We start from the raw sequence: 23,281 nt of genomic DNA on the forward strand, positions 1-23,281 counted from the left end.
CAATTTTAAAAGACTAGATATTAGTCTTTTTGAGCATTTTTGAATGCTGCAGCCATAGCGTTTTCGAACGCTGGCTCTTCTTTCTTAAGCTTCTCTAGTACTTCTTTCTCTTCTGCTTCGAAAAGAGCTTTAACAGATAAGCTTAAAGTGCGGTTCTTACGATCAACACCAACGTATTTCGCTTCGATTTCGTCGCCTGCAGAAACTACAGTAGTAGCATCTTCAACACGCTCTTGAGCGATATCAGCTACACGGATGTAACCTTCAACGCCTTCGATTAGCTCAACAGTTGCGCCTTTCGCATCAACTTCAGTCACTTTACCTTTAACAATAGCACCTTTTTTGTTTGCGTCCAGGTAGTTATTGAATGGGTCAGCTTCGATTTGTTTAACACCTAGAGAGATACGCTCACGCTCTGGGTCAACTTGTAATACGATAGCAGTGATTTCGTCGCCTTTCTTGAATTCACGTACAGCTTCTTCGCCTGGCGTGTTCCAAGAAATGTCTGAAAGGTGAACAAGACCGTCAATACCGCCTTCAAGACCGATGAAGATACCGAAGTCAGTGATTGATTTGATCTTACCAGTAACTTGGTCGCCTTTGTTTTGTAGACGAGCAAATTCTTGCCATGGGTTAGCAATACATTGCTTAAGACCAAGAGAAATACGACGACGCTCTTCGTCGATTTCAAGAACCATAACTTCAACAGTGTCACCTAGTGAAACAACTTTTGAAGGGTGGATGTTCTTGTTAGTCCAATCCATTTCAGAAACGTGTACTAGACCTTCTACGCCTTCTTCGATTTCAACGAAACAACCGTAGTCAGTAAGGTTAGTTACACGACCAGAAAGCTTAGAACCTTCTGGGTAACGACCAGCGATAGCTGCCCATGGATCTTCGCCAAGCTGTTTAAGGCCTAGAGATACACGAGTCTTTTCTTTGTCGAATTTAAGAACTTTAACTGCGATTTCGTCGCCAACATTAACGATTTCTGAAGGGTGCTTAACACGCTTCCACGCCATGTCTGTGATGTGTAGTAGACCGTCAACACCACCAAGGTCAACGAACGCACCGTAGTCAGTAAGGTTCTTAACGATACCTTTAACTTCTTGACCTTCAACAAGGTTAGCAAGAAGTTCTTCACGCTCTTGTGAGTTCTCTGATTCGATAACTGCACGGCGAGAAACAACAACGTTGTTACGTTTTTGGTCAAGCTTGATTACTTTGAACTCAAGCTCTTTACCTTCAAGGTGAGTTGTGTCACGTACTGGACGAACATCAACAAGTGAACCAGGTAGGAAGGCACGGATTGAATCAACTTCAACAGTGAAACCGCCTTTAACTTTACCGTTGATAACACCAGTAACAGTCTCTTGCTCTTCACATGCTTTTTCTAAGCGGATCCACGCTTCGTGACGCTTCGCTTTCTCACGAGAAAGGATAGTTTCACCGAAACCGTCTTCGATTGCGTCTAAAGCAACATCTACTTCGTCGCCAACAGCAACTTCTAGTTCACCAGCAGCATTTTTGAATTGCTCAGCAGGGATTGCACTTTCAGATTTAAGACCAGCATCAACAAGTACGATGTTGTTCTCGATTGAGATAACAGTACCTTTAACGATAGAGCCTTGCTCTGCTTCAAAACCCTTAAGGCTTTCTTCAAATAACTGCGCAAAATTTTCTGACATTATACGTCTCTAAATAATTAAATAACCAATTAGCAACCATGCTGCATGGGGTTGTTAAAATAGCACTGGCTTCCTGCCGGTACCTTAATAAATTACTTTTAAGCTTTTGGAAGCTTTCCTGCAAGTACTGCTTCGTCGAGTAAAGTTACAACTTTATCAAACACTTGCATTGCATTAAGCTCACTTGTATCGAGCTCAATGGCGTCTTCTGCAGGAACAAGCGGCGCAACTTCACGCGTCATATCACGGTGATCGCGAGCTTTTATGTCCTCAAGTAGACCACTTAGTGTAACATCAAGACCGCGTTCGTTCAACTCAGCAAAGCGACGACGAGCGCGCTCTTCAGCTGATGCGGTTAAATAAATCTTCAATGGTGCATCTGGGAACACAACTGTGCCCATGTCACGACCATCGGCAATTAAGCCGCTCTCAGTACGAAACGCACGTTGACGACGTAATAATGCTTCTCTCACCCGTGGTAATGCAGCAATTTTTGATGCCGCAGCACCCACTTCTTCGTTACGAATTGTGGTTGTGACGTCTTCGCCTTCCAAGACAATTTTAGAAGTATGCGTTTGGCTATCGACCAAAAACTGTACATCTAAGTTTGCAGCTAGCGGAACTAGCGCATCTTCATTATCTAGTTCAATTTGATGATGAAGCGCTGCAAGTGACAGCACACGGTAAATCGCTCCACTGTCTAATACATCCCAACCTAATTTCTCGGCTAACAAGCGACAAACAGTTCCTTTACCTGAACCACTTGGGCCATCGATGGTGATTACGGGCATTGATAACGCCTGCATTTATAACCTCCTGCAATGCACACCAAAATAAAACCGCGATATTATACGCCAGTTCTAGAAATAGATCCGCATTTAGAATGTAACTTTTTATATTTTCTTCTGTTTTATTGACTTGAGACAGACTCTAGTACTTTGAAAAACGTTGGAAAAGTTTTGTATGTACACTTAGGATCGTTAATGGTTATCGGCTTTCCGCCAACGGCAACCATTGCAAAACACATGGCAATACGGTGATCGTTATAGGTATCAATCGCTACATCGTTAAATGTGTCTGGTGGTGTAATTTCGATGAAATCTTCACCTTCAACCACTTCTGCACCAACTTTACGAAGCTCAGTCGCCATGGCATATAAACGATCTGTTTCTTTTACACGCCAGTTATAGATATTACGAATTGCTGTTTTACCTTTAGCGAAAAGCGCAACAGTGGCGAGTGTCATTGCCGCATCAGGGATTGCATTGGCATCAATATCGACCGCGTTTAGCTCGCCTTTACGAACCACCAGCTTTTCATCGTACCAATCGATTTTGGCGCCTACTTGCTCCATCACTTTGGCAAAACCAATATCACCTTGAACAGATGCCGCACCTACCCCGTTAATTTCAATTTCGCCGCCTGCTATTGCAGCAGCTGCAACAAAATAAGAGGCGCTTGATGCATCACCTTCAACCATAATACGCTCAAGTGCTTGATACTGCTGACAGCCTTTAACGTAAAATGTTTCGTAATTGTCATGGCTTACAGTAACGCCAAAGCGCTTCATTACATCTAGAGTAATATCAATGTAAGGCTTTGATACCAGCGTGCCTTTAATGGTGATTTCTGTATCGCCATTAAATAATGGTGCTGCCATTAGTAACGCTGTTAAGAACTGGCTAGAAATGCTGCCATCAATTGCAACTTTACCACCGTTGATTTTACCGCCTTTTATGGCCAGTGGTGGATAATCTTTATGCTTAAGGTATTCAACATCACCACCCAGTGCTTGCAGTGCATCTACCAAATGGCCGATTGGGCGCTCTTCCATACGAGGCTCACCCACCAGCTGGTACTCGCCTTCTACAGCAGCTAAAACCGCTGTCAGTGGACGATAAGCCGTACCGGCATTACCTAAGAACAGTGGCTCACTTGGCGTTTTGAATTGACCAGCAACACCCTCTACGGTGGCCACTGTTTTATCTTCATTAAGCGATACATTTACACCTAAAAGATTTAATGCACCTAACATGTGGCGAATGTCATCACTATCTAATAGGTTTTCAACAACCGTTGTGCCCTCTGCTAAAGCAGCTAGTAACAAAATACGGTTTGATAAGCTTTTTGAGCCTGGCAGTGTCACACTACCATTTACCTTTGTAATCGGTTCAAGACGAAGCTGTTCCATAATTAGCTGTTCTCCTTGGCGAATTTTTTCATAAAATTAACCAAGGCTTGAACACCTTCAAGTGGCATCGCATTATAAATGCTTGCGCGCATACCACCGACAATACGGTGACCTTCAAGGGCTAATAAGCCTGCTTCTTTTGATTCACTAATGAATTTATCATTCAGTGATTCGTCGTTTAGCCAAAACGGTACGTTCATACGCGAACGGCAATGTTTAGCAACTTTGTTGCTGTAAAAATCTGAGCTATCAATGTAGTTGTAAAGAAGTTCTGCTTTTGCGATGTTTTGTTCTTCCATCGCTTTAACGCCGCCGTTTGCTTCAAGCCATTCAAATACTTCAGCTGCTAAGTACCACGCAAATGTCGGTGGCGTGTTATACATGCTGCCTTGTTTTGCTTCTAAGGCGTAATCAAGAATACCTGGCTTGGCAAGACCTTCACGCTCAAGAAGTGTTTTGCGAATAATAACAATCGATAAACCAGACGGGCCGATATTCTTTTGTGCGCCAGCGTAAATAAGATCAAACTGATTTACGTCAAACTCGCGCGATAAAATAGTCGATGACATATCAGCCACAATCGGTGCTGATGGGTGTGATGGTACGTCAAAAATTTCGATACCATCAACGGTTTCATTCGGACAATAGTGAATGTACGACGCATCAGCTGGTAATTCCCAGCTGCTTGCTGGTTTTATAGAGAACTGGCCATTTTGCTGCTCATCATCACGTACATTGATGCTTTCAACTGCAGTGAATTTTGCCGCTTCTGAAGTAGCCCCTTTAGACCACACACCGTTTTCACAGTACACGGCTGGCTTATCATCAAGATGAAGATTCAGTGGCACAGCACTGAATTGACCACGGCCACCGCCGTGCATAAATAACACTTCAAACTCATCGCTAATATTCATTAAGCGGCGTAAGCTCGCTTCACATTTAGTGGTAAGCGCTAAAAAGTCGCTGCTGCGATGGCTAATTTCCATCACAGAGACACCTAAACCTTGCCAATCTATAAATTCTTTTTGTGCTTTTTGCATAACTGCCGGCGGTAGCATTGCCGGTCCTGCACAAAAATTATACTTAGTCATTACTTTGCCTCATTCCAGTAATTATAGTGCGGATAAAAAAAGCGGCCAAAGCCGCTTTTTAAATCAATGTTATTCTGAAGGTGGGTTATCACCCGTTTCTTCAGTATTGGTATCGACTACTTCAACGGCCTCGCCTTCGATGGCTTCTAGCTCATCAACTTCGATTTCTTCGATACGTTGTAAACCAACTACTTGCTCTTCGTCAATAGTTCGTATCAAAATAACGCCTTGAGTATTACGACCAACCGTAGAAACCTCGTTTACACGGGTACGTACTAGGGTACCGCGATTCGAGATAATCATGATTTCGTCGTTATCGTCAACTTGTACTGCACCAACCACAGCGCCATTACGCTCGCTTACTTTGATTGATACAACACCTTGTGTTGCACGGCTCTTCGATGGGTAGTCTTCAAGTGCTGTACGCTTACCGTAACCGTTTTCTGTCACAGTTAGGATTGCACCATCTGACTTAGGTACGATTAACGACACAACGCGTTGGTCGTCAGCCATCTTAATACCACGAACACCTGTTGCTGTACGACCCATTGGACGTACACCTTTGAAGCGGATTTCTGGGTTACCGTTTTCGTCTAGAACTGGGTTACCGTTTTCATCAACAACTGCTGACTCTTCTGCTTCTTTAAAGCGAACAACTTTACCAGCATCAGTGAATAGCATGATTTCATTCGTGCCATCAGTGATATCAACACCAATTAGGCTATCGCCTTCATTTAGGTTAACTGCGATGATACCGCTCGCACGTTGACGGCTGTATGCTGTAAGTGGTGTTTTCTTAACTGTACCAAACGCAGTTGCCATGAAGATGTATTTATCTTCTTCGTACTCACGTACTGGTAAGATAGCAGTAATACGCTCATCAGCTTCAAGAGGTAATAAGTTAACAATTGGCTTACCACGCGCTGCACGGCTTGCTAATGGTAACTGATATACTTTCAACCAGTATAAGCGACCTGCTGTTGAGAAACATAAGATTGTATCGTGGGTATTTGCAACTAATAGACGTTCGATGAAGTCTTCATCTTTCATCTTCGTTGCTGACTTACCTTTACCACCACGACGCTGTGCTTCGTAATCCGATAATGGTTGATACTTAACGTAACCTTCGTGAGAAAGCGTTACAACAACGTCTTCTTCATTGATTAGGTCTTCAAGGCTAATATCGTGAGCTGCTGCACTGATTTCAGTACGACGTTCGTCACCATATTGCTCTTTAATTTCTACTAGCTCGTCGCGGATAACTTCCATTAAACGCTCTGGGCTTGAAAGAATGTGTAAAAGCTCAGCAATTAGATCAAGAAGTGTTTGATACTCGTCTAAGATCTTCTCATGCTCAAGACCTGTTAGTTTGTGTAAACGTAAGTCTAGAATTGCTTGTGCTTGTTGCTCAGATAAATAGTACTGACCATCACGGATACCTAAATCAGCCGCTAACCAATCAGGACGTGCAACGTTATCTTCACCTGCTTTTTCAAGCATTGCTTTAACAGTGCCTAGTTCCCAAGAACGTGCTGTTAGTGCCGCTTTTGCTTCTGCTGGTGTTGGTGACTTACGAATAAGTTCGATAATTGGGTCGATATTCGCAAGTGCAATCGCTAAACCTTCAAGCGTGTGAGCACGGTCACGGGCTTTACGTAAATCAAATACAGTACGACGTGTAACAACTTCACGACGGTGTACAATAAACGCTTCAAGCATTTCTTTTAAGTTGAAACACTTAGGTTGGTTGTTATCAAGTGCAACCATGTTCATACCAAACACAGTTTGTAACTGAGTTTGTGCATAAAGGTTGTTTAAGATTACTTCACCAACATCACCACGTTTGATTTCGATAACGATACGCATACCGTCTTTATCTGATTCGTCACGTAGTGCGCTAATACCTTCAATCTTCTTATCTTTAACAAGCTCTGCGATCTTTTCGATAAGGCGTGCTTTGTTAACTTGATAAGGGATTTCGTGAACGATGATTGTTTCACGACCGGTTTTTTCGTCAACTTCGATTTCAGCACGAGCACGGATATATACCTTACCACGACCTGTTAAGTACGCTTGCTCAATGCCTTTTTTACCATTGATAATCGCCGCAGTCGGGAAATCTGGACCTGGGATATATTCAATAAGGTCAGCAATTGACATATCAGGGTTTTGAATAAGCGCTAAACAACCATTGATAACTTCTGTTAAGTTATGAGGTGGAATGTTCGTCGCCATACCAACCGCGATACCCGAAGAACCATTTACTAATAAGTTAGGTACTTTTGTAGGTAATACGTCAGGAATTTGCTCAGTACCGTCGTAGTTCGGTACGTAATCAACCGTTTCTTTTTCTAAATCAGCTAATAATTCATGTGACATTTTCGCCATACGGACTTCCGTATAACGCATTGCTGCCGCAGAGTCACCGTCAACAGAACCAAAGTTACCTTGGCCGTCAACAAGCATATAGCGTAATGAGAAAGGCTGCGCCATACGAACGATGGTGTCATATACCGCGCTGTCGCCATGTGGGTGGTACTTACCGATTACATCACCAACAACACGTGCTGATTTCTTGTAAGGTTTATTCCAATCATTATTGAGTTCGTTCATTGCGAATAAAACGCGGCGGTGAACTGGCTTTAAGCCGTCGCGTACGTCTGGCAATGCACGTCCTACGATTACACTCATCGCGTAATCAAGGTAGGAATTTTTTAATTCATCTTCAATATTGACTGGCAGAATTTCATTGGCGAGATCAGTCATTTGATTTCACATTCCTTCAGTATTGACTCATTAAGAGGCAAACCGCCGTCTTAAGAGCTTTAGTTATTATTTCCAGACCATGCTATCACAATTTATTTAGATTTACAGGCGCTAAATCTTTGCGATTTATTAATTTCCCCCTATATAATGGCCTCAGATTAACGAGGAAGTTTTTTATGACCGAGCATCAAAATGTAGATAATGCAGAAATTGCAAAGTTTGAAGCCATCGCAGAACGTTGGTGGGACCGCGACGGAGAGTTCAAACCCCTTCATGAAATAAATCCTCTACGTTTGGATTTTGTCGCTGATAAAGTAGGCGGCTTATTTGATAAGGAAACCTTAGATGTTGGCTGTGGTGGCGGCATCTTAAGTGAAAGTATGGCGCGTATGGGCGCTAAAGTAACCGGTATCGATATGGGCCAAGAGCCACTTACCGTTGCTAAGTTACATAGTTTAGAAACAGGCGTACCTGTTGATTATATAAAAGTACCTGCAGAGCAATTCGCTGCTGAGCACCCTGCTCGCTTTGATGTAGTGACTTGTATGGAAATGCTTGAGCATGTTCCAGACCCTGCTTCTATTATTCGTGCTGTAGCAGACCTTGCTAAACCGGGCGCTGATGTGTTCTTTTCAACATTAAATAAAACACCAAAAGCCTACTTGTTTGCTATTGTCGGTGCTGAAAAGCTTTTAAAAATGGTGCCTGAAGGTACGCATGACCATAAAAAGTTTATCAAACCTGCGCAGCTTATTGCATGGGCAGAAGAAGCAGGATTAAAAGTACGCGCCAGTACCGGTCTTCACTATAACCCGTTTTCTAAGCAGTACAGCTTAAATGATGATGTAAGTGTTAATTACATCCTGCACTTTGAGAAACTAGCCTAATGAGTGGTGTGCAAACACCCTCTATCGATTTTGATGCGTTTATCTTTGATTTAGATGGCACACTACTCGATACCGCGGATGACTTAGGTGGTGCATTAAACCGCGTGTTAGCAGACGCCAATGTGGCGCCTGTTGCTGAGCATGTTTATCGCCCTGCTGCGTCTAACGGTGCAAATGCATTATTAGAAGTAGGGTTTGGGGATAAATGGCCCGAACTTGAACAACTCGCCTTGCGCCAGCAGCTTCTTGACTATTACGCCGAAGATATTGCTGTGCACAGTAAATGCTTCAACGGCATCGAACAGCTTTTAATTGCACTTGAGCAAAACAATATTAAGTGGGGCATTATGACTAATAAGCCCGGCTTTTTAACTGAGCCCTTAGTGCAGGCTATTCCCTCTTTGCGTGATGCAAAGGCAGTTGTGAGTGGCGATACATTAGCTGTGTCAAAACCATCACCGGATCCACTATTACACACTGCTGAGATCTTAGATGTTGATCCGAGCCGTTGTTTATATATCGGTGATGCTGAACGTGATATTCAAGCAGCAAAAGCGGCCAATATGTACAGCGCAACAGCGTTATGGGGTTATATACCCAGTGTAGATGCCGCACTTGGCTGGCAAGCGGATTTTAATTGGCAAACGCCGATTGATGGTTTTAACCATATATAGTGTTATTTGATAACTGAAACACCATATGTTGTGATTTGATTTACTTTTGAGCATTCATTGATGATAAAAAAATCAGTCAAAATTTATTTTTCAAAACGGTAAATTTTCTGGATCTTTTGTTGATTTCTACAAATTTCGTCGTCTATGAATGTTCAAAGGTTAATGGTTACTAACACAATGCGCTTATCCAATAGTTATCCACAAATTGGGGCAATTCTATCCCTTGCAAAACAACTCAGACCACACTATCTTGTGATCTGCAATTTAAACAACACCAGATATTGTGGCTAAATGTTATTCAATTAGTTTATCTTGGTGTTGAATAATAATAATTACATTAAAGAATACCTTTGTCTTACAACTAAAATTTCCCAAGGAATACAGGCAAAACTATGAACCAACAGCTATCTGTAAGCAAACGTGACGGCCGTAAAGAGTCACTTGATCTAGATAAGATCCATCGCGTGATCGCTTGGGCCGCAGAAGGTCTAGAGAATGTGTCTGTCTCACAAGTTGAATTAAAATCACACATTCAATTTTATGACGGCATTCGTACCGATGACATTCATGAAACAATCATCAAAGCTGCAGCTGATCAGATCTCTAAAGATACGCCTGATTACCAATACCTCGCTGCTCGCTTAGCTGTATTCCATTTACGTAAAAAAGCATATGGTCAATTTGAGCCGCCGCGCTTATACGATCACATCACCAAATTAGTTGAAGACAAGCGTTATGATCAACACCTACTTGTTGATTATACCGAACAAGAAATTGACGAGTTAGATGCTTACATTGATCACAACCGTGACTTAAACTTCAGCTACGCTGCTGTTAAGCAACTTGAAGGTAAGTATTTAGTTCAAAACCGTGTAACTGGTGAAATCTACGAAAGTGCACAGTTTTTATATATCTTAGTGGCTGCAAGCTTATTCTCTGATTATCCAAAAGAGACACGCCTTGATTACATCAAGCGTTTTTATGATGCAGTATCTACATTCAAAATTTCATTACCTACACCTATCATGGCTGGTGTACGTACCCCTACACGTCAGTTCAGCTCATGTGTACTTATTGAATGTGGTGATAGCCTAGATTCTATTAATGCAACATCGTCTGCGATTGTTAAATATGTTTCGCAACGTGCAGGTATTGGTATTAATGCCGGTCGCATCCGTGCCCTTGGTAGCCCTATTCGTAACGGCGAAGCGTACCATACAGGTTGTATTCCGTTTTATAAGCACTTCCAAACAGCGGTTAAGAGTTGTTCACAAGGTGGTGTTCGTGGCGGCGCAGCAACGTTGTTCTACCCACTTTGGCACTTAGAAGTTGAAAACCTACTTGTTCTTAAGAACAACCGTGGTGTTGATGATAACCGTGTACGTCACCTTGACTACGGTGTGCAGTTCAACAAATTAATGTATAGCCGTTTAATCAAAGACGATTACATCACATTATTTAGCCCATCAGATGTACCGGGTCTATACGATGCGTTCTTTGAAGATCAAGCGAAGTTTGATGAGCTATACATCAAATACGAGCAAGACGAGTCAATTCGTAAAAAACGTATTAAGGCGATTGAGTTATTCTCAATGTTTGCACAAGAGCGTGCCAGCACAGGTCGTATCTACTTACAAAACGTTGACCACTGTAATACGCACAGCCCGTTCATCTCGACTGTGGCACCAATTCGTCAATCTAACTTATGTTTAGAAATTGCATTACCAACTAAGCCACTTAGCAATGTAATGGATGAAGAAGGTGAAATTGCACTTTGTACGCTGTCGGCGTTTAACTTAGGTGCAATTGAATCACTTGACGAATTAGAAGAACTTGCTGAACTTGCAGTACGTGCCCTTGATAACTTACTTGATTTCCAAGACTACCCTGTTCCTGCGGCGAAAAACGCGACTATGGGTCGTCGTACGCTAGGTATTGGTGTTATTAACTACGCGTACTACTTAGCGAAAAATGGTAAGCGTTACTCAGATGGCAGCGCAAATGCCCTGACTCACAAGACATTTGAAGCAATTCAATATTACCTAATGAAAGCATCAAATGAGTTAGCGAAAGAACGTGGTGCGTGTCCTAAATTTAACGAGACAACCTATTCTCAAGGCATTATGCCAACAGATACTTACAAACGTGACCTAGATCAGTTCTGTGATGAGCCTCTTCACTTAGATTGGGATTCACTACGCGAAAGCATTAAAGAGCACGGTATGCGTAACTCAACGCTATCTGCCCTTATGCCTTCAGAGACATCATCGCAAATCTCTAACGCGACAAATGGTATCGAGCCACCACGTGGTCATATCAGTGTTAAAGCAAGTAAAGATGGTATCTTAAAGCAAGTAGTGCCTGATTATGAAAATCTTAAAGATAACTACGAGCTACTGTGGGATATTCCTTCAAACGATGGTTATCTACAACTGGTTGGTATTATGCAAAAATTCGTTGACCAAACGATCTCTGCAAACACTAACTATGATCCATCTAAGTACGAAGGCGGTAAAGTACCTATGAAGGTGCTATTAAAAGACCTACTGACTGCGTATAAACTTGGTGTTAAAACTCTGTACTATCACAACACACGTGATGGTGCATCAGACTCTCAAGATGAGTTAACACCAGAGGTAGAAGATGACGGTTGTGCAGGCGGCGCTTGTAAAATCTAATTAAATTAATAACATAACAAAAGCGGGCTCATTAGCCCGCTTTGTCCTGACTGTTTTTTGAGAAATCACTATGTCATATACAACTTTTAGCCGAAATCATAATAACCAATTACAAGAACCGATGTTTTTCGGCCAAACGGTAAACGTGTCACGTTACGACCAACAAAAGTACCCTATCTTCGAAAAGCTAATCGAAAAGCAACTTTCGTTCTTTTGGCGTCCTGAAGAAGTTGATGTAAGTAAAGACCGTCTTGACTTCCAAGCGTTACCAGAGCACGAAAAGCACATCTTTTTAAGTAACTTAAAATATCAAACGCTTCTTGATAGTGTACAAGGCCGTTCACCTAACGTTGCGTTATTACCTATTGTGTCTATTCCTGAGTTAGAAACTTGGATTGAAACATGGGCGTTCAGTGAAACCATTCACAGCCGTTCATACACACACATTATTCGTAACGTTACACAATCTCCTGAACTTATCTTTGACGATATCGTAAGCAACGAGAAAATCAGTGAGCGTGCTGATGCGGTAACTAAGTATTACGATGATTTAATAAACATGATTTCTGTTTACAACCTATATGGTGAAGGTAAACATGTGATCAATGGTGAAGAAGTTAAAGTCAGCTTATTTGACCTTAAAAAGCAACTTTACCTAGCAATGATGTCGGTTAACATCTTAGAAGCGATTCGTTTCTATGTAAGCTTTGCTTGTTCATTTGCTTTCGCTGAGCGTGAATTAATGGAAGGTAATGCAAAAATCATCAAGCTAATTGCCCGTGATGAAGCGTTACACTTATCTGGTACACAGCACATCTTGAACATTATGCAAGAAGGTAAAGACGACCCAGAAATGGCAATCGTTGCAGCACAATGTCGTGAAGAAGCAATTCAGATGTTTGTTGAAGCAGCAGAACAAGAAAAAGATTGGGCAGAATACCTGTTCAAGGATGGTTCTATGATTGGTCTTAACAAAGATATCTTATGCCAATACGTTGAATACATCACTAATGCACGTATGACTGCGGTAGGCCTACCAGCACAGTTCGAAAGTAAGAGTAACCCTATTCCGTGGATCAACTCTTGGTTAGTATCAGACAATGTTCAAGTTGCCCCACAAGAAGCTGAAATCAGCTCTTACCTTGTTGGTCAAATTGACTCTCAAGTTGATGCATCTGACTTTGGTGATTTCGACCTGTAATGAGCTCAAACACCACTGCAGAGGTTATCCTTGCAGGAACAGACAGCCAGAATCTTGAATTTGATTCTGGCTGTTCATCTCTCCTTGAATGCCTAGAACAAAACAAAATAGATGTCCCCTACCAATGCCGTGAAGGTTATTGTGGCGCATGCCGTGCAAAATTAGTCGAAGGTGATGTGAGCTACAATCAAGAGCCGCTTGCGTTCGTTCGAACAGGCGAAGTATTGCTGTGTTGTAGTAAACCCAATGGCAAGGTAAAAATTGAGCTTTAATGCCAAATAAGCTTACTCGTTTGGTAGAAATTTTCTTTATCTGACACACTCACCATTTGCTGATCAATCGTAACATCCCACTGTAAGTTTTTAGTTAGATGACTCGCTAATTCCTCAATAAAGCTGTCATCAAACGCAATTAAATGGCCATTATTGATCAGATCCAACTGGTGCTCATTTTCTTTAAGCCAGTCGTTGTTTAAGGTTGTCACGACCCACAGTTCATCAACCCGCTTCGCGATTTTATTAAGCTGCACAATATCCGGTTGGTCAACAGCAAGCCATGTTTGATAGTGGTCATCAAGCGCTTTTATTGACACATCCGGTTCAGCATGACTGAACCTTGCATTCAATATGGCTGTTTCGTTGTGTGAAAATAAGCAATAACTTAAAAGCTTGAGTACAAAGTGTTGATAGCTTTCACGACGGTCACAAGCAGTGGTAAACACCTCTTTGTGATTACGATGCTCTCTTAAATCAGCAATAGTAAAATTTGCTTTGAATACCCTATTTTTATCAGACATAAGATTCAGCCATCTCAGTGTAACAGTCTAAGTATAGTGTATGGTGATAAAATCGCGACTTAGGGTTAAGGTATAGGTAAAGTTATAGTATAACGTTATTGCGATTAATATTTTCAGCGTTATAATATAACGCAACACTCAACAACAAACTTAGAAGTAGTAATGATGAAACAAGTTTCAATTCTTTCTAGTGCTGTTGCCGCTGCGCTGTTTTCTCAATCAACAATGGCTGCTGTGATCACAGGTCAAGTATTAGATAAAAACCAACAACCTATCAGCAATGCTGAAATACATGTACACGGCAAATCACAAAGCGTTGTGACTGACAAACAAGGTCAGTTTAAAATTGATGTAGACAATAAAGGTCAGCTTCACATCAGTAAAAACAATTTCATCGATAAGCGTATTGCTATTAATGGCGAAGACCAAAATGTTGTGGTTACGCTTACACCAACCTCAGTTGAAACGGTTGTTGTTTATGCATCAGCGCTTCATAAAAATAGTCTTGAAATGATTTCGCCTGTGAATGTTTTAGCCGGTGATGAGTTAAAAGACGAAGCAAAACCGACATTAGGCGAAACACTAAAAGGTTTACCGGGCGTTAATGCTAGCTACTTTGGCCCAGTTTCATCAAGCCCAATTATTCGTGGTTTAGATGGTCCGCGTGTGAAGATCACCCAAAATGGCCTTGATAGCAGTGATGCATCTCGTATAGGCCCTGACCACGCAACATCAAATGACAGCCTAGCAGCAGAGCAAATCGAAGTACTTCGCGGCCCTGCTACTCTACTTTATGGCTCTGGCGCTATCGGTGGTGTGGTGAACGTTGTTGATAACCGTATTCCTACCGATAACATCGAGTCTTTAACCGGTGCTGCTCAATATACACACGATACAGTATCTAATACCAACACCTATGCTGCAAAACTTGAAACCGGTAACGATGGTTTCAACTTCCATTTTGACGGTACTAAGCGCAAAGGTCACGATTACGACACACCGAACTTTGAGCTTCCTGAGGAACATGAAGAGCACGAGGAGCATGAAGAACACGAAACAGCTAACAGCGTAGAAAACACCTTTATTGATAGCCAAACAGTTAACTTTGGTACTAGTTACGTGGGCGATCATCTAACGCTAGGTGTGTCATACGGCCGCATCGAAACAGATTATGGTATTCCTGCTCATGAGCATCATCATCATGAAGAAGAGGAAGATCATGACGAACATGAAGGTGAAGAAGAGCACGAAGAATCAGTATTTGCACAGCTAGAGCAAGATCGCTGGCAAGGCTACATGAGCTATGCACTTCATGATAACTGGATTGAAAATATCTCACTACGCGTTGGCTACACAGACTACAAACACGCTGAAATCGAAGATGGTGCAGTGGGCACCGTGTTTACAAACAAAACAACCGAAGCACGTGCAACCGTTGAGCACAAGTTAGGCCTTTGGCACGGTATGGCTGGTTATCACTACACTGAGTCTGACTATGATGCAGATGGTGAAGAAGCCTTTACGCCAGCAAGTGTCACTAAAACAAACGCGTTATTCGTTCTTGAAGAGCGCCAGTTTGGTGATGTGACCATTGAGCTAGGTGCACGCCTTGAAGATTATCAAATCGATTCTGCTGTAAGCATGGCTGAGCATCATCATGATCACGATCATGAAGAGGAAGAAGAGCACCATGACGAAGAAGAAGCTGAAATCATTAACTACAGTGAAGATTTCACAAACCTAAGCTTATCTGCAGGTGCAATTTGGCAATATCAAGAAGGCCAAAGTGTTGCTCTGAGTGTATCACGTTCAGAACGTGCGCCGCTAAGTGCTGAATTACTTTCAAACGGTATTCATATCGCAACAGGTACTTATGAGCTAGGCCTTGGTTATCATATTGAAGATGGCGAAATTCATTTTGAGCCAGAAGATATCAAGCAAGAAACTGCAACTAACTTTGATTTAAGTTTCCGTCGTTTTATTGGTGACTTTGGTTACACAGTTAACTTCTTCTATAACGACATTGAAAACTACTACTACCAGCAAAATACCGGTTTAGTTTTTGATGAAGAGCATGGCTTAGAATCAGCAGCTGATGCAGATGAAGATGCAATGGCGGTTTACCAATTCACAAGTAAAGATGCGAAATTATACGGTATTGAATTTGACGTACATTATCAAGTGACGCCAAGTGCGTTAGTTAAAGTGTTTGGTGATTCAACAACGGCTAAGCTAAAAGATGATGAAGGTTACTTACCTCGTATTCCGGCTAATAAACTGGGTTCTGAATTACAGTACACAGTGTCTGATTGGAAGTTTAGCCTAACCGGTACTCATTATTTTGAGCAGTCTGACATTACTGCTTACGAGACAAAAACTGACGGCTATACCCTATTTGATGCATCAGCTAACTACCAACTTGACTTAGGTCCTGTTGATACACAGCTTTACATCAATGTTGACAACTTAACCGATGAACTTGGTTTCGTACACAGCTCATTCATTAAAGAAAAAGCACCACTACCTGGTCGTAACTTCAGCTTGGGTATTCGCGGTTATTTCTAATCGCTTTTAATAGTTATAAAAAAACCCTTTCACTTTTAAAGTGAAAGGGTTTTTTATTAAGCATAGAAACTTAACAAAATTAGCTATTAGCCCTTTTGTTCAATCTTCGCCCATGAATCACGAAGACCCACAGTTTGATTGAATACTAAGGTTTCTGCTTTGCTATCACGACAGAAGTAACCTGTACGCTCAAACTGGAAGCCCTGCTCTGCTTGTGCATTTGCAAGTGACGGCTCAACTTTCGCATTTTCAAGAACCACAAGTGATTCAGGGTTTAGTGTTGCGTTAAAGTCTTCTGCTGCCGCTGGGTTTGGCACGTTAAATAAACGGTCGTATAAACGAACTTCAGCTGTGATAGATTCACTCGCTGATACCCAGTGAATTACACCTTTAACCTTACGGCCATCACTTGGGTTTTTACCCAGAGTTTCAGGATCGTAAGAGCAGAAGATAGTCGTAATTTCGCCGTTTTCGTCTTTTTCAACGCGCTCAGCTTTAATTACATACGCACCACGTAAACGTACTTCTTTATCAAGAACTAAACGCTTAAACTTGTTGTTTGCTTCTTCACGGAAGTCTTCACGCTCGATATAAAGTTCACGAGTGAAAGGTACGTCACGGCGACCCATCTCTTCTTTATTCGGGTGATTTGCTACAGACAATGTTTCTACTTTATCTGCGTCATAGTTTTCGATAACAATCTTCACCGGATCAAGAACAGCCATTGCACGCGGTGCATGTTCATTTAGGTCTTCACGGATACAAGCTTCTAGCATGCCCATTTCAACCATGTTTTCTTGTTTAGTGATACCGATACGAGAACAGAACTCACGCACTGATGCAGGTGTATAACCACGACGACGTAAACCTGCAATCGTTGGCATACGTGGGTCGTCCCAGCCTTCAACATGACCATTTACCACTAAGTCGTTTAATTTACGCTTAGACATAATGGTGTACTCAAGATTTAATCGTGAGAACTCGATTTGTTGCGGATGACACTCAAGGCTGATGTTATCTAATACCCAATCGTATAAACGACGGTTATCCTGGAACTCAAGCGTACATAATGAATGTGTAATACCTTCTAGCGCATCTGAAATACAGTGCGTGAAGTCGTACATTGGGTAAATGCACCACTTGTCGCCGGTTTGGTGGTGATGAGCAAAACGTACACGGTATAAAATTGGATCACGCAATACCATGAATGAGCTTGCCATATCGATTTTAGCACGCAGTACACATTCGCCTTCTTTGAACTCGCCATTACGCATTTTTTCAAATAGCGCTAGGTTTTCTTCAACTGGCGTATCACGGTATGGGCTGTTTTTACCCGGCTCTTTTAAAGTACCACGGTATTCACGGGCTTGATCTGGCGATAAGAAACACACATATGCTAGGCCTTTTTCGATAAGCTCAACAGCATAGCCATATAGCGCATCGAAATAGTTAGATGAATACTTAATTTCACCATCCCACTGGAAACCTAACCACTGCACATCTTCTTTAATCGAGTTTACGTAGTTGATGTCTTCTTTTTCTGGATTCGTATCATCAAAACGTAAGTTACAAAGACCTTGATAATCTTGGGCGATACCAAAATTCAAACAAATAGACTTTGCATGACCAATGTGTAAAAAACCGTTTGGTTCTGGTGGAAAACGCGTGTGTGTAGTCGCATGCTTACCGCTTGCTAGATCTTCGTCGATACGCGTTCTAATAAAGTTACTTGGGCGATTCTCAATTTCCGCCATAGGAGCATAATCCTCTGAATATTGCATGGTGACAAAACTAATGCATTATTACAAAAACAAACCCTAACATACAGTGGTTGCATCATGTTTATTGAAGATATTACGTCGATTGTTGAATACATAGTTCACAGACTCGACAAAATCGGTAAAAAAATTGTTCTAACGCAATAAAATGATCATTGACTAGCGATATAGTGCCGTCAGTTTCACTACCAATAAGGAAAAAAGATGGCTTCGCTCAATCAACATCGAGTCTATATTCCAAGCTCAGCACGTGCAAACCAGTATGTGTTAGTTGAATTTAAACCTACTGATGAGTTTTTTGCCCAGTTCACCAATGTGAGCTGTGCTTATAAGCGTCTTGCAAGGGAGTTATTTGCACTATGTGATGAGTATGAATTACATAATGTACACCTAATCGCCAACGATAAATTACCCGTGGTTCGTTACCATGATGAGGCATATAGCTTAGAAACCGCTAAGCAGATTTTGTTTTTCTATAACCCACAATACCATGAAGCACATAATGTATTTGCTGATGGTGAGCAAAAATGCAAAAAAATTCGTTTATTATTCTTAGCGACTGGTGAAGATATTCGCGCTCATGCGGCTAGTTTTCATCATAATGTGCAAAGAGTGATCAACTCATTACAAGAAAAGCTACTAAGCGGCCAACCACCTCTTAAAATTCGTGACCACCAACATCTAACTTATGATTTATTTGCTAAAGCAAAAGGTCACAAAGAAAGCTATGGCTATAAATTACGTAGCTTATACCCACGTTACCAGTCTCGCCAATGTCATGTGCCAAATGAACACAGTGAGATGACATACGCTGGGTTTTCGATTCCAGTAACTCGTGCCATTAAAACGCAATTTCAGCATATGTTGAATGAAGAGAATTATACGCAGTTTTATCAATATATCTTTGATGCGTTCAAACGAGCATGTGATAAACGCGGCTTAACACTCGGCGCTTTCATCGCTAACGGTACCCGCCCTATTGTTCGTAATAGCAATATTGATAACGCACAAAGTAACAGCGAACTGCAAAAACTAACCTTTGATTGCAGCTCTGAGCAGGTGCAATTACAACAGTACTGGGATGCTGATCAACTTGTAGATTCGCTACATTTTGTGATTGCCGCAGCCGATAAAGACAAGCATGACATTGGTTATGGTAAGTTTATGAATCAAGTGCAAAGTGCGATAAATGAAGTTACTGACGAGCTGGCATTTAATCCAACTCGCCAAGATTTACGTGTGCGTTTTTATCAGCACATTAACTATCAATATTAAGAGTATACCCAAGCCCCTCAATATGCTGAAACTCGCACCTTGGGGTGGTTTGGGTATATAAGAGGTGACACATGCGTCACCTCTTATTACCTAGCTTAGTTAAATCTAGACGCAATACTTTAGAGCGGCGTTCATGGTTATAAAGCGCTTTTTTCTTCGCAGGTAGCTCCTCAACTGTCACTATTTCAAAACTTTGCTCTAAAAACCAGTGAATGCTGCGTGTGGTGAGAGCAAATAAATGCGAATAACCAGCACGTTTAGCCTTGTTAATAATAAACCTCAGTAGATAACTTCCGCGGTCGGCATCTCGGTACTGAGGGTGAACAGCCAAACTTGCGAACTCCCCTACTTGTTCATCTGCAAACGGATACAAAGCCGCACAGGCAATGATAAGTCCATCACGCTCAATAACCGTAAATTGTTCAATTTCGATTTCGAGCTGTTCACGAGAACGGCGCACTAAATAGCCTTGTTGTTCAAGGGGTCTAATAAGGTTAATGATTCCGGTAATATCAGCAATACTTGCACTTCGTAATTGCTCAGAGCTTTGTGGTGCGATTTGTGTACCAATACCATCTAAAGAGAACAGCTCTTGTAATAAGGCGCCATCTTCTTTGTAACTAACAAGATGGCAACGATGCACGCCACCTCGACAAGCATCAATTGCAGCTTGTAAGAAAACAGTGGCGCTGACACATGAGTCAGGTTGCTTGCGATAGCTTGCTAATAGCTGCTCAGCTTCATTTGGCATTAGCTCTGCAATTGCTTCACCATTTTCATCCAAAATACCGGCTTCTTTACAAAAACCAAGCATTTTATCGGCGCGTAGTTTGAGAGCTACTTGCGTAGCAATTTCTTCAGCGGTTAAGTTAAAGCTTTCACCTGTAACAGACGCCGCTATTGGCCCAAGCAGCACAATTCCGTTGTTATCTAACTGGTGGCGAATACCTGCAACATCGATACGTCTCACTCTTCCTGAATGATGATAGTCAACACCTTCATCAACACCTAAAGGCTGAGCAATAACAAAATTACCACTCACCACATTTAAAAATGAGCCAGACATAGGTGTACTACTTAAAGACGTAGATAAACGCGCGGTTATATCGAACTGCATTGCACCCGCAACTTTTTTAATTACATCAAATGTTGCGTTATCAGTTACCCGTATCTCATTATGAAACTGACTAGTTATGCCAACTTGTTCAAGCGCTGCGTTAAACTGTGGACGAGCACCAAACACTAAAACAATCTTAATACCAAGACTAGTTAGTAGCGCGACATCGTTGATGATGCTGCGACAACCAGACTGATCGATCGCCTCTCCGCCAAGCATAACAACGAATGTTTTACCGCGGTGAGCATTAACGTATGGAGTTGACTGGCGAAATCCATCTACCAATTCTGTGGTACGCACGTAATATTTACCTTATTAAAGTCGAATGTTTTAATAAAAACAGATATACAAGCCACAAGTGTAGAGAATTTATATTCACAAATAAAGCATTATTATTCTTAATTTGCAGGTGGAATTTTCGTGCATGTTATAAGATAGTGGCAGATACAAAAAAGGCCCGCATAAGCGAGCCTTTTTTAAGAGATTAGAACTGATTACCAGCCTGTCTTCTCTTTAAGTGCATTACCGATGTCAGCTAGTGAACGTACAGTTTTTACGCCAGCAGCTTCTAATGCAGCAAATTTCTCATCAGCAGTACCTTTACCGCCTGCGATGATTGCACCAGCGTGACCCATACGCTTACCTGCAGGTGCAGTAACACCAGCAATGTAAGAAACAACAGGTTTAGTCACGTTGTGCTTGATGTATTCTGCAGCTTCTTCTTCTGCAGTACCACCGATTTCACCGATCATAACGATAGCTTCAGTTTGCTCGTCTTTTTCGAACATTTCTAAAACGTCGATGAAGTTAGTGCCAGGGATTGGGTCACCACCGATACCAACACATGTTGATTGGCCGAAACCAGCGTCAGTAGTTTGCTTAACCGCTTCATAAGTAAGAGTACCAGAACGTGATACGATACCTACTTTACCAGGCTTGTGGATGTGACCAGGCATGATACCGATTTTAGTTTCACCCGGAGTGATAACACCTGGGCAGTTAGGACCGATCATACGAACACCAGTTTCATCAAGCTTAACTTTAACGTCAACCATGTCTAGTGTTGGGATACCTTCAGTGATACAAACGATTAGCTCGATGCCAGCATCGATAGCTTCTAAGATTGCATCTTTACAGAAAGGTGCTGGTACATAGATAACTGATGCAGTTGCGCCAGTTGCTTCAACAGCGTCACGTACTGTGTTGAATACTGGAAGACCAAGATGCGTTTGACCGCCTTTACCTGGGCTTACACCACCAACCATTTGTGTACCGTACTCAAGCGCTTGCTCAGAGTGGAAAGTACCTTGGCCACCTGTGAAACCTTGACAGATAACTTTTGTATCTTTATTGATTAATACAGACATTATTTGCCCTCCGCAGCAGCAACAACTTTTTCAGCTGCGTCTGTTAGTGATTCAGCAGCGATGATGTTAAGGTCAGAACTAGCTAGTACTTCACGACCAAGTTCAGCGTTAGTACCTTCTAAACGTACTACTACAGGAACGTTAACACCTACTTCTTTAACTGCGCCGATGATACCTTCTGCGATCATGTCACAACGAACGATACCACCAAAGATGTTAACTAAAACAGCTTTAACGTTGTCGTCAGATAAGATGATCTTGAATGCTTCAGATACACGCTCTTTAGTTGCACCGCCACCAACATCTAGGAAGTTAGCTGGCTTGCCACCGTGTAGGTTTACGATGTCCATAGTACCCATTGCTAGGCCTGCACCGTTAACCATACAACCAACGTTACCGTCTAGTGCAACGTAGTTAAGCTCGAAGCTTGCAGCGTGAGCTTCACGCGCGTCTTCTTGTGAAGGATCGTGCATTTCACGGATTTTAGGTTGACGGTAAAGCGCGTTACCATCTACACCGATTTTACCGTCTAGACAGTGAAGGTTACCTTCGTCTGTAATTACTAGCGGGTTGATTTCTAATAATGCGAAATCGAAATCGTTGAACATGTTTGCAAGACCCATGAAGATCTTAACGAACTGTTTCATTTGAGTAGGGTTTAAACCTAGTTTGAAACCTAATTCACGAGCTTGGTAAGCTTGAGGACCAACTAATGGATCGATCTCAGCTTTGTGAATTAATTCTGGAGTTTCTTCTGCAACTTGCTCGATTTCAACACCACCTTCAGTAGATGCCATGAAAACAACTTTACGAGAAGCACGATCTACTACAGCGCCAAGGTATAATTCGTTAGCGATGTCAGTGCAGCTTTCAACAAGGATTTTAGCTACTGGCTGACCATTTTCGTCTGTTTGGTAAGTAACTAAGTTTTTACCTAACCAGTTCGCAGCGAACTCTTTAACTTCGTCGATTGTTTTAACTAGCTTAACACCGCCAGCTTTACCACGGCCACCTGCGTGAACCTGTGTTTTAACAACCCACATATCACCGCCGATTTTCTCAGCAGCTGCTGCAGCTTCTTCAGGTGTATCGCAAGCGAAACCTTGAGAAACTGGTAAACCATATTCGGCAAAAAGTTGTTTTGCCTGATACTCATGCAAATTCATGATGCTTTATCCAATTTTTTATACTAAAAGAGCTGAATATT

The 23,281-nt window shown here is 41.9% G+C and carries 17 protein-coding genes; 7 read left to right on the top strand and 10 right to left on the bottom strand.

Annotation, left to right across the window (positions count from 1 at the left end; translation table 11 throughout):
• Window positions 1-20: 20 nt before the first annotated feature.
• The 5 genes from rpsA to gyrA form a co-directional block, all read right to left on the bottom strand.
• Window positions 21-1,688: a 30S ribosomal protein S1 gene (gene rpsA, locus IMPJCBKJ_RS10590; RefSeq protein WP_054551350.1), complete on the bottom strand. Its 1,668-nt coding sequence runs from the start codon at window positions 1,686-1,688 to the stop codon at window positions 21-23.
• 98 nt (window positions 1,689-1,786) lie between these two features.
• Window positions 1,787-2,494, bottom strand: a complete 708-nt coding sequence (gene cmk / locus IMPJCBKJ_RS10595) for a (d)CMP kinase (RefSeq protein ID WP_058585079.1) — start codon at window positions 2,492-2,494, stop codon at window positions 1,787-1,789.
• Between the two features lie 104 nt (window positions 2,495-2,598).
• A complete protein-coding gene (aroA, locus tag IMPJCBKJ_RS10600; protein WP_166340229.1) occupies window positions 2,599-3,879 on the bottom strand; it encodes a 3-phosphoshikimate 1-carboxyvinyltransferase in 1,281 nt (426 codons plus the stop codon).
• Between the two features lie 2 nt (window positions 3,880-3,881).
• Window positions 3,882-4,970: a 3-phosphoserine/phosphohydroxythreonine transaminase gene (serC, locus tag IMPJCBKJ_RS10605; RefSeq protein WP_166340231.1), complete on the bottom strand. Its 1,089-nt coding sequence runs from the start codon at window positions 4,968-4,970 to the stop codon at window positions 3,882-3,884.
• 69 nt (window positions 4,971-5,039) lie between these two features.
• Window positions 5,040-7,736, bottom strand: coding sequence for a DNA topoisomerase (ATP-hydrolyzing) subunit A (gene gyrA, locus IMPJCBKJ_RS10610; protein WP_138600685.1), 2,697 nt, complete (start codon window positions 7,734-7,736; stop codon window positions 5,040-5,042).
• A gap of 176 nt (window positions 7,737-7,912) precedes the next feature.
• On the opposite strand from gyrA, the gene ubiG reads away from it, so the two are divergent.
• From ubiG to yfaE, 5 genes are all read left to right on the top strand, one after another.
• Complete coding sequence (gene ubiG / locus IMPJCBKJ_RS10615) at window positions 7,913-8,623, top strand: bifunctional 2-polyprenyl-6-hydroxyphenol methylase/3-demethylubiquinol 3-O-methyltransferase UbiG (RefSeq protein ID WP_054551355.1); 711 nt, start codon at window positions 7,913-7,915, stop codon at window positions 8,621-8,623.
• Window positions 8,623-9,297: an HAD-IA family hydrolase gene (locus tag IMPJCBKJ_RS10620; protein ID WP_054561556.1), complete on the top strand. Its 675-nt coding sequence runs from the start codon at window positions 8,623-8,625 to the stop codon at window positions 9,295-9,297. Before ubiG ends, IMPJCBKJ_RS10620 begins: the two co-directional genes overlap by 1 nt.
• Before the next feature lie 392 nt (window positions 9,298-9,689).
• On the top strand, window positions 9,690-11,975 hold the full coding sequence (nrdA, locus tag IMPJCBKJ_RS10625; RefSeq protein WP_054551357.1) for a class 1a ribonucleoside-diphosphate reductase subunit alpha: 2,286 nt from the start codon (window positions 9,690-9,692) through the stop codon (window positions 11,973-11,975).
• Window positions 11,976-12,045: 70 nt separating this feature from the next.
• Window positions 12,046-13,176, top strand: a complete 1,131-nt coding sequence (nrdB, locus tag IMPJCBKJ_RS10630) for a class Ia ribonucleoside-diphosphate reductase subunit beta (protein ID WP_054551358.1) — start codon at window positions 12,046-12,048, stop codon at window positions 13,174-13,176.
• Entirely contained in the window at window positions 13,176-13,448 is a 273-nt protein-coding gene (gene yfaE, locus IMPJCBKJ_RS10635; RefSeq protein WP_166340233.1) for a class I ribonucleotide reductase maintenance protein YfaE, read from the top strand. The genes nrdB and yfaE overlap by 1 nt, the downstream gene beginning before the upstream one ends.
• On the opposite strand, the gene IMPJCBKJ_RS10640 is transcribed toward yfaE, so the two are convergent.
• Entirely contained in the window at window positions 13,445-13,972 is a 528-nt protein-coding gene (locus IMPJCBKJ_RS10640; protein WP_138600680.1) for a YaeQ family protein, read from the bottom strand. The genes yfaE and IMPJCBKJ_RS10640 overlap by 4 nt on opposite strands.
• Window positions 13,973-14,137: 165 nt before the next feature.
• Here IMPJCBKJ_RS10640 and IMPJCBKJ_RS10645 point away from each other — a divergent pair, with 165 nt between their 5' ends.
• Complete coding sequence (locus IMPJCBKJ_RS10645; RefSeq protein ID WP_166340428.1) at window positions 14,138-16,537, top strand: TonB-dependent receptor; 2,400 nt, start codon at window positions 14,138-14,140, stop codon at window positions 16,535-16,537.
• A gap of 86 nt (window positions 16,538-16,623) precedes the next feature.
• Here the strand turns inward: IMPJCBKJ_RS10645 and glnS are convergent, their stop codons facing one another.
• Window positions 16,624-18,291, bottom strand: coding sequence for a glutamine--tRNA ligase (gene glnS / locus IMPJCBKJ_RS10650; protein ID WP_166340235.1), 1,668 nt, complete (start codon window positions 18,289-18,291; stop codon window positions 16,624-16,626).
• Window positions 18,292-18,519: 228 nt separating this feature from the next.
• On the opposite strand from glnS, the gene IMPJCBKJ_RS10655 reads away from it, so the two are divergent.
• Window positions 18,520-19,590: a DUF3083 family protein gene (locus IMPJCBKJ_RS10655; protein ID WP_166340237.1), complete on the top strand. Its 1,071-nt coding sequence runs from the start codon at window positions 18,520-18,522 to the stop codon at window positions 19,588-19,590.
• A gap of 76 nt (window positions 19,591-19,666) precedes the next feature.
• Here IMPJCBKJ_RS10655 and argA read toward each other — a convergent pair whose 3' ends face one another.
• From argA to sucC, 3 genes are all read right to left on the bottom strand, one after another.
• Window positions 19,667-21,007 (bottom strand): amino-acid N-acetyltransferase, encoded by a 1,341-nt coding sequence (gene argA / locus IMPJCBKJ_RS10660; RefSeq protein WP_166340239.1) that lies wholly within the window; start codon window positions 21,005-21,007, stop codon window positions 19,667-19,669.
• A gap of 194 nt (window positions 21,008-21,201) precedes the next feature.
• Window positions 21,202-22,074, bottom strand: coding sequence for a succinate--CoA ligase subunit alpha (sucD, locus tag IMPJCBKJ_RS10665; protein WP_054551365.1), 873 nt, complete (start codon window positions 22,072-22,074; stop codon window positions 21,202-21,204).
• The gene (gene sucC / locus IMPJCBKJ_RS10670) at window positions 22,074-23,240 is read right to left on the bottom strand and encodes an ADP-forming succinate--CoA ligase subunit beta (RefSeq protein WP_054551366.1); all 1,167 of its coding nucleotides are present in this window, start codon (window positions 23,238-23,240) and stop codon (window positions 22,074-22,076) included. The genes sucD and sucC overlap by 1 nt, the downstream gene beginning before the upstream one ends.
• Window positions 23,241-23,281 lie beyond the last annotated feature (41 nt).

Origin of the sequence: Pseudoalteromonas sp. MB47 (genome assembly GCF_011319765.1) — a bacterium.
In the GTDB taxonomy this organism is placed as follows: Bacteria; Pseudomonadota; Gammaproteobacteria; order Enterobacterales; family Alteromonadaceae; genus Pseudoalteromonas; species Pseudoalteromonas simplex.

Coding starts and splice junctions, on each gene's coding strand:
- nrdA (WP_054551357.1), top strand. CDS start 9,690: ATGAACCAACAGCTATCTGTAAGCAAACGTGACGGCCGTAAAGAGTCA.
- IMPJCBKJ_RS10645 (WP_166340428.1), top strand. CDS start 14,138: ATGAAACAAGTTTCAATTCTTTCTAGTGCTGTTGCCGCTGCGCTGTTT.
- sucD (WP_054551365.1), bottom strand. CDS start 22,074: ATGTCTGTATTAATCAATAAAGATACAAAAGTTATCTGTCAAGGTTTC.
- yfaE (WP_166340233.1), top strand. CDS start 13,176: ATGAGCTCAAACACCACTGCAGAGGTTATCCTTGCAGGAACAGACAGC.
- serC (WP_166340231.1), bottom strand. CDS start 4,970: ATGACTAAGTATAATTTTTGTGCAGGACCGGCAATGCTACCGCCGGCA.
- IMPJCBKJ_RS10655 (WP_166340237.1), top strand. CDS start 18,520: ATGGCTTCGCTCAATCAACATCGAGTCTATATTCCAAGCTCAGCACGT.
- glnS (WP_166340235.1), bottom strand. CDS start 18,291: ATGGCGGAAATTGAGAATCGCCCAAGTAACTTTATTAGAACGCGTATC.
- rpsA (WP_054551350.1), bottom strand. CDS start 1,688: ATGTCAGAAAATTTTGCGCAGTTATTTGAAGAAAGCCTTAAGGGTTTT.
- cmk (WP_058585079.1), bottom strand. CDS start 2,494: ATGCAGGCGTTATCAATGCCCGTAATCACCATCGATGGCCCAAGTGGT.
- IMPJCBKJ_RS10620 (WP_054561556.1), top strand. CDS start 8,623: ATGAGTGGTGTGCAAACACCCTCTATCGATTTTGATGCGTTTATCTTT.
- sucC (WP_054551366.1), bottom strand. CDS start 23,240: ATGAATTTGCATGAGTATCAGGCAAAACAACTTTTTGCCGAATATGGT.
- nrdB (WP_054551358.1), top strand. CDS start 12,046: ATGTCATATACAACTTTTAGCCGAAATCATAATAACCAATTACAAGAA.
- aroA (WP_166340229.1), bottom strand. CDS start 3,879: ATGGAACAGCTTCGTCTTGAACCGATTACAAAGGTAAATGGTAGTGTG.
- ubiG (WP_054551355.1), top strand. CDS start 7,913: ATGACCGAGCATCAAAATGTAGATAATGCAGAAATTGCAAAGTTTGAA.
- gyrA (WP_138600685.1), bottom strand. CDS start 7,736: ATGACTGATCTCGCCAATGAAATTCTGCCAGTCAATATTGAAGATGAA.
- IMPJCBKJ_RS10640 (WP_138600680.1), bottom strand. CDS start 13,972: ATGTCTGATAAAAATAGGGTATTCAAAGCAAATTTTACTATTGCTGAT.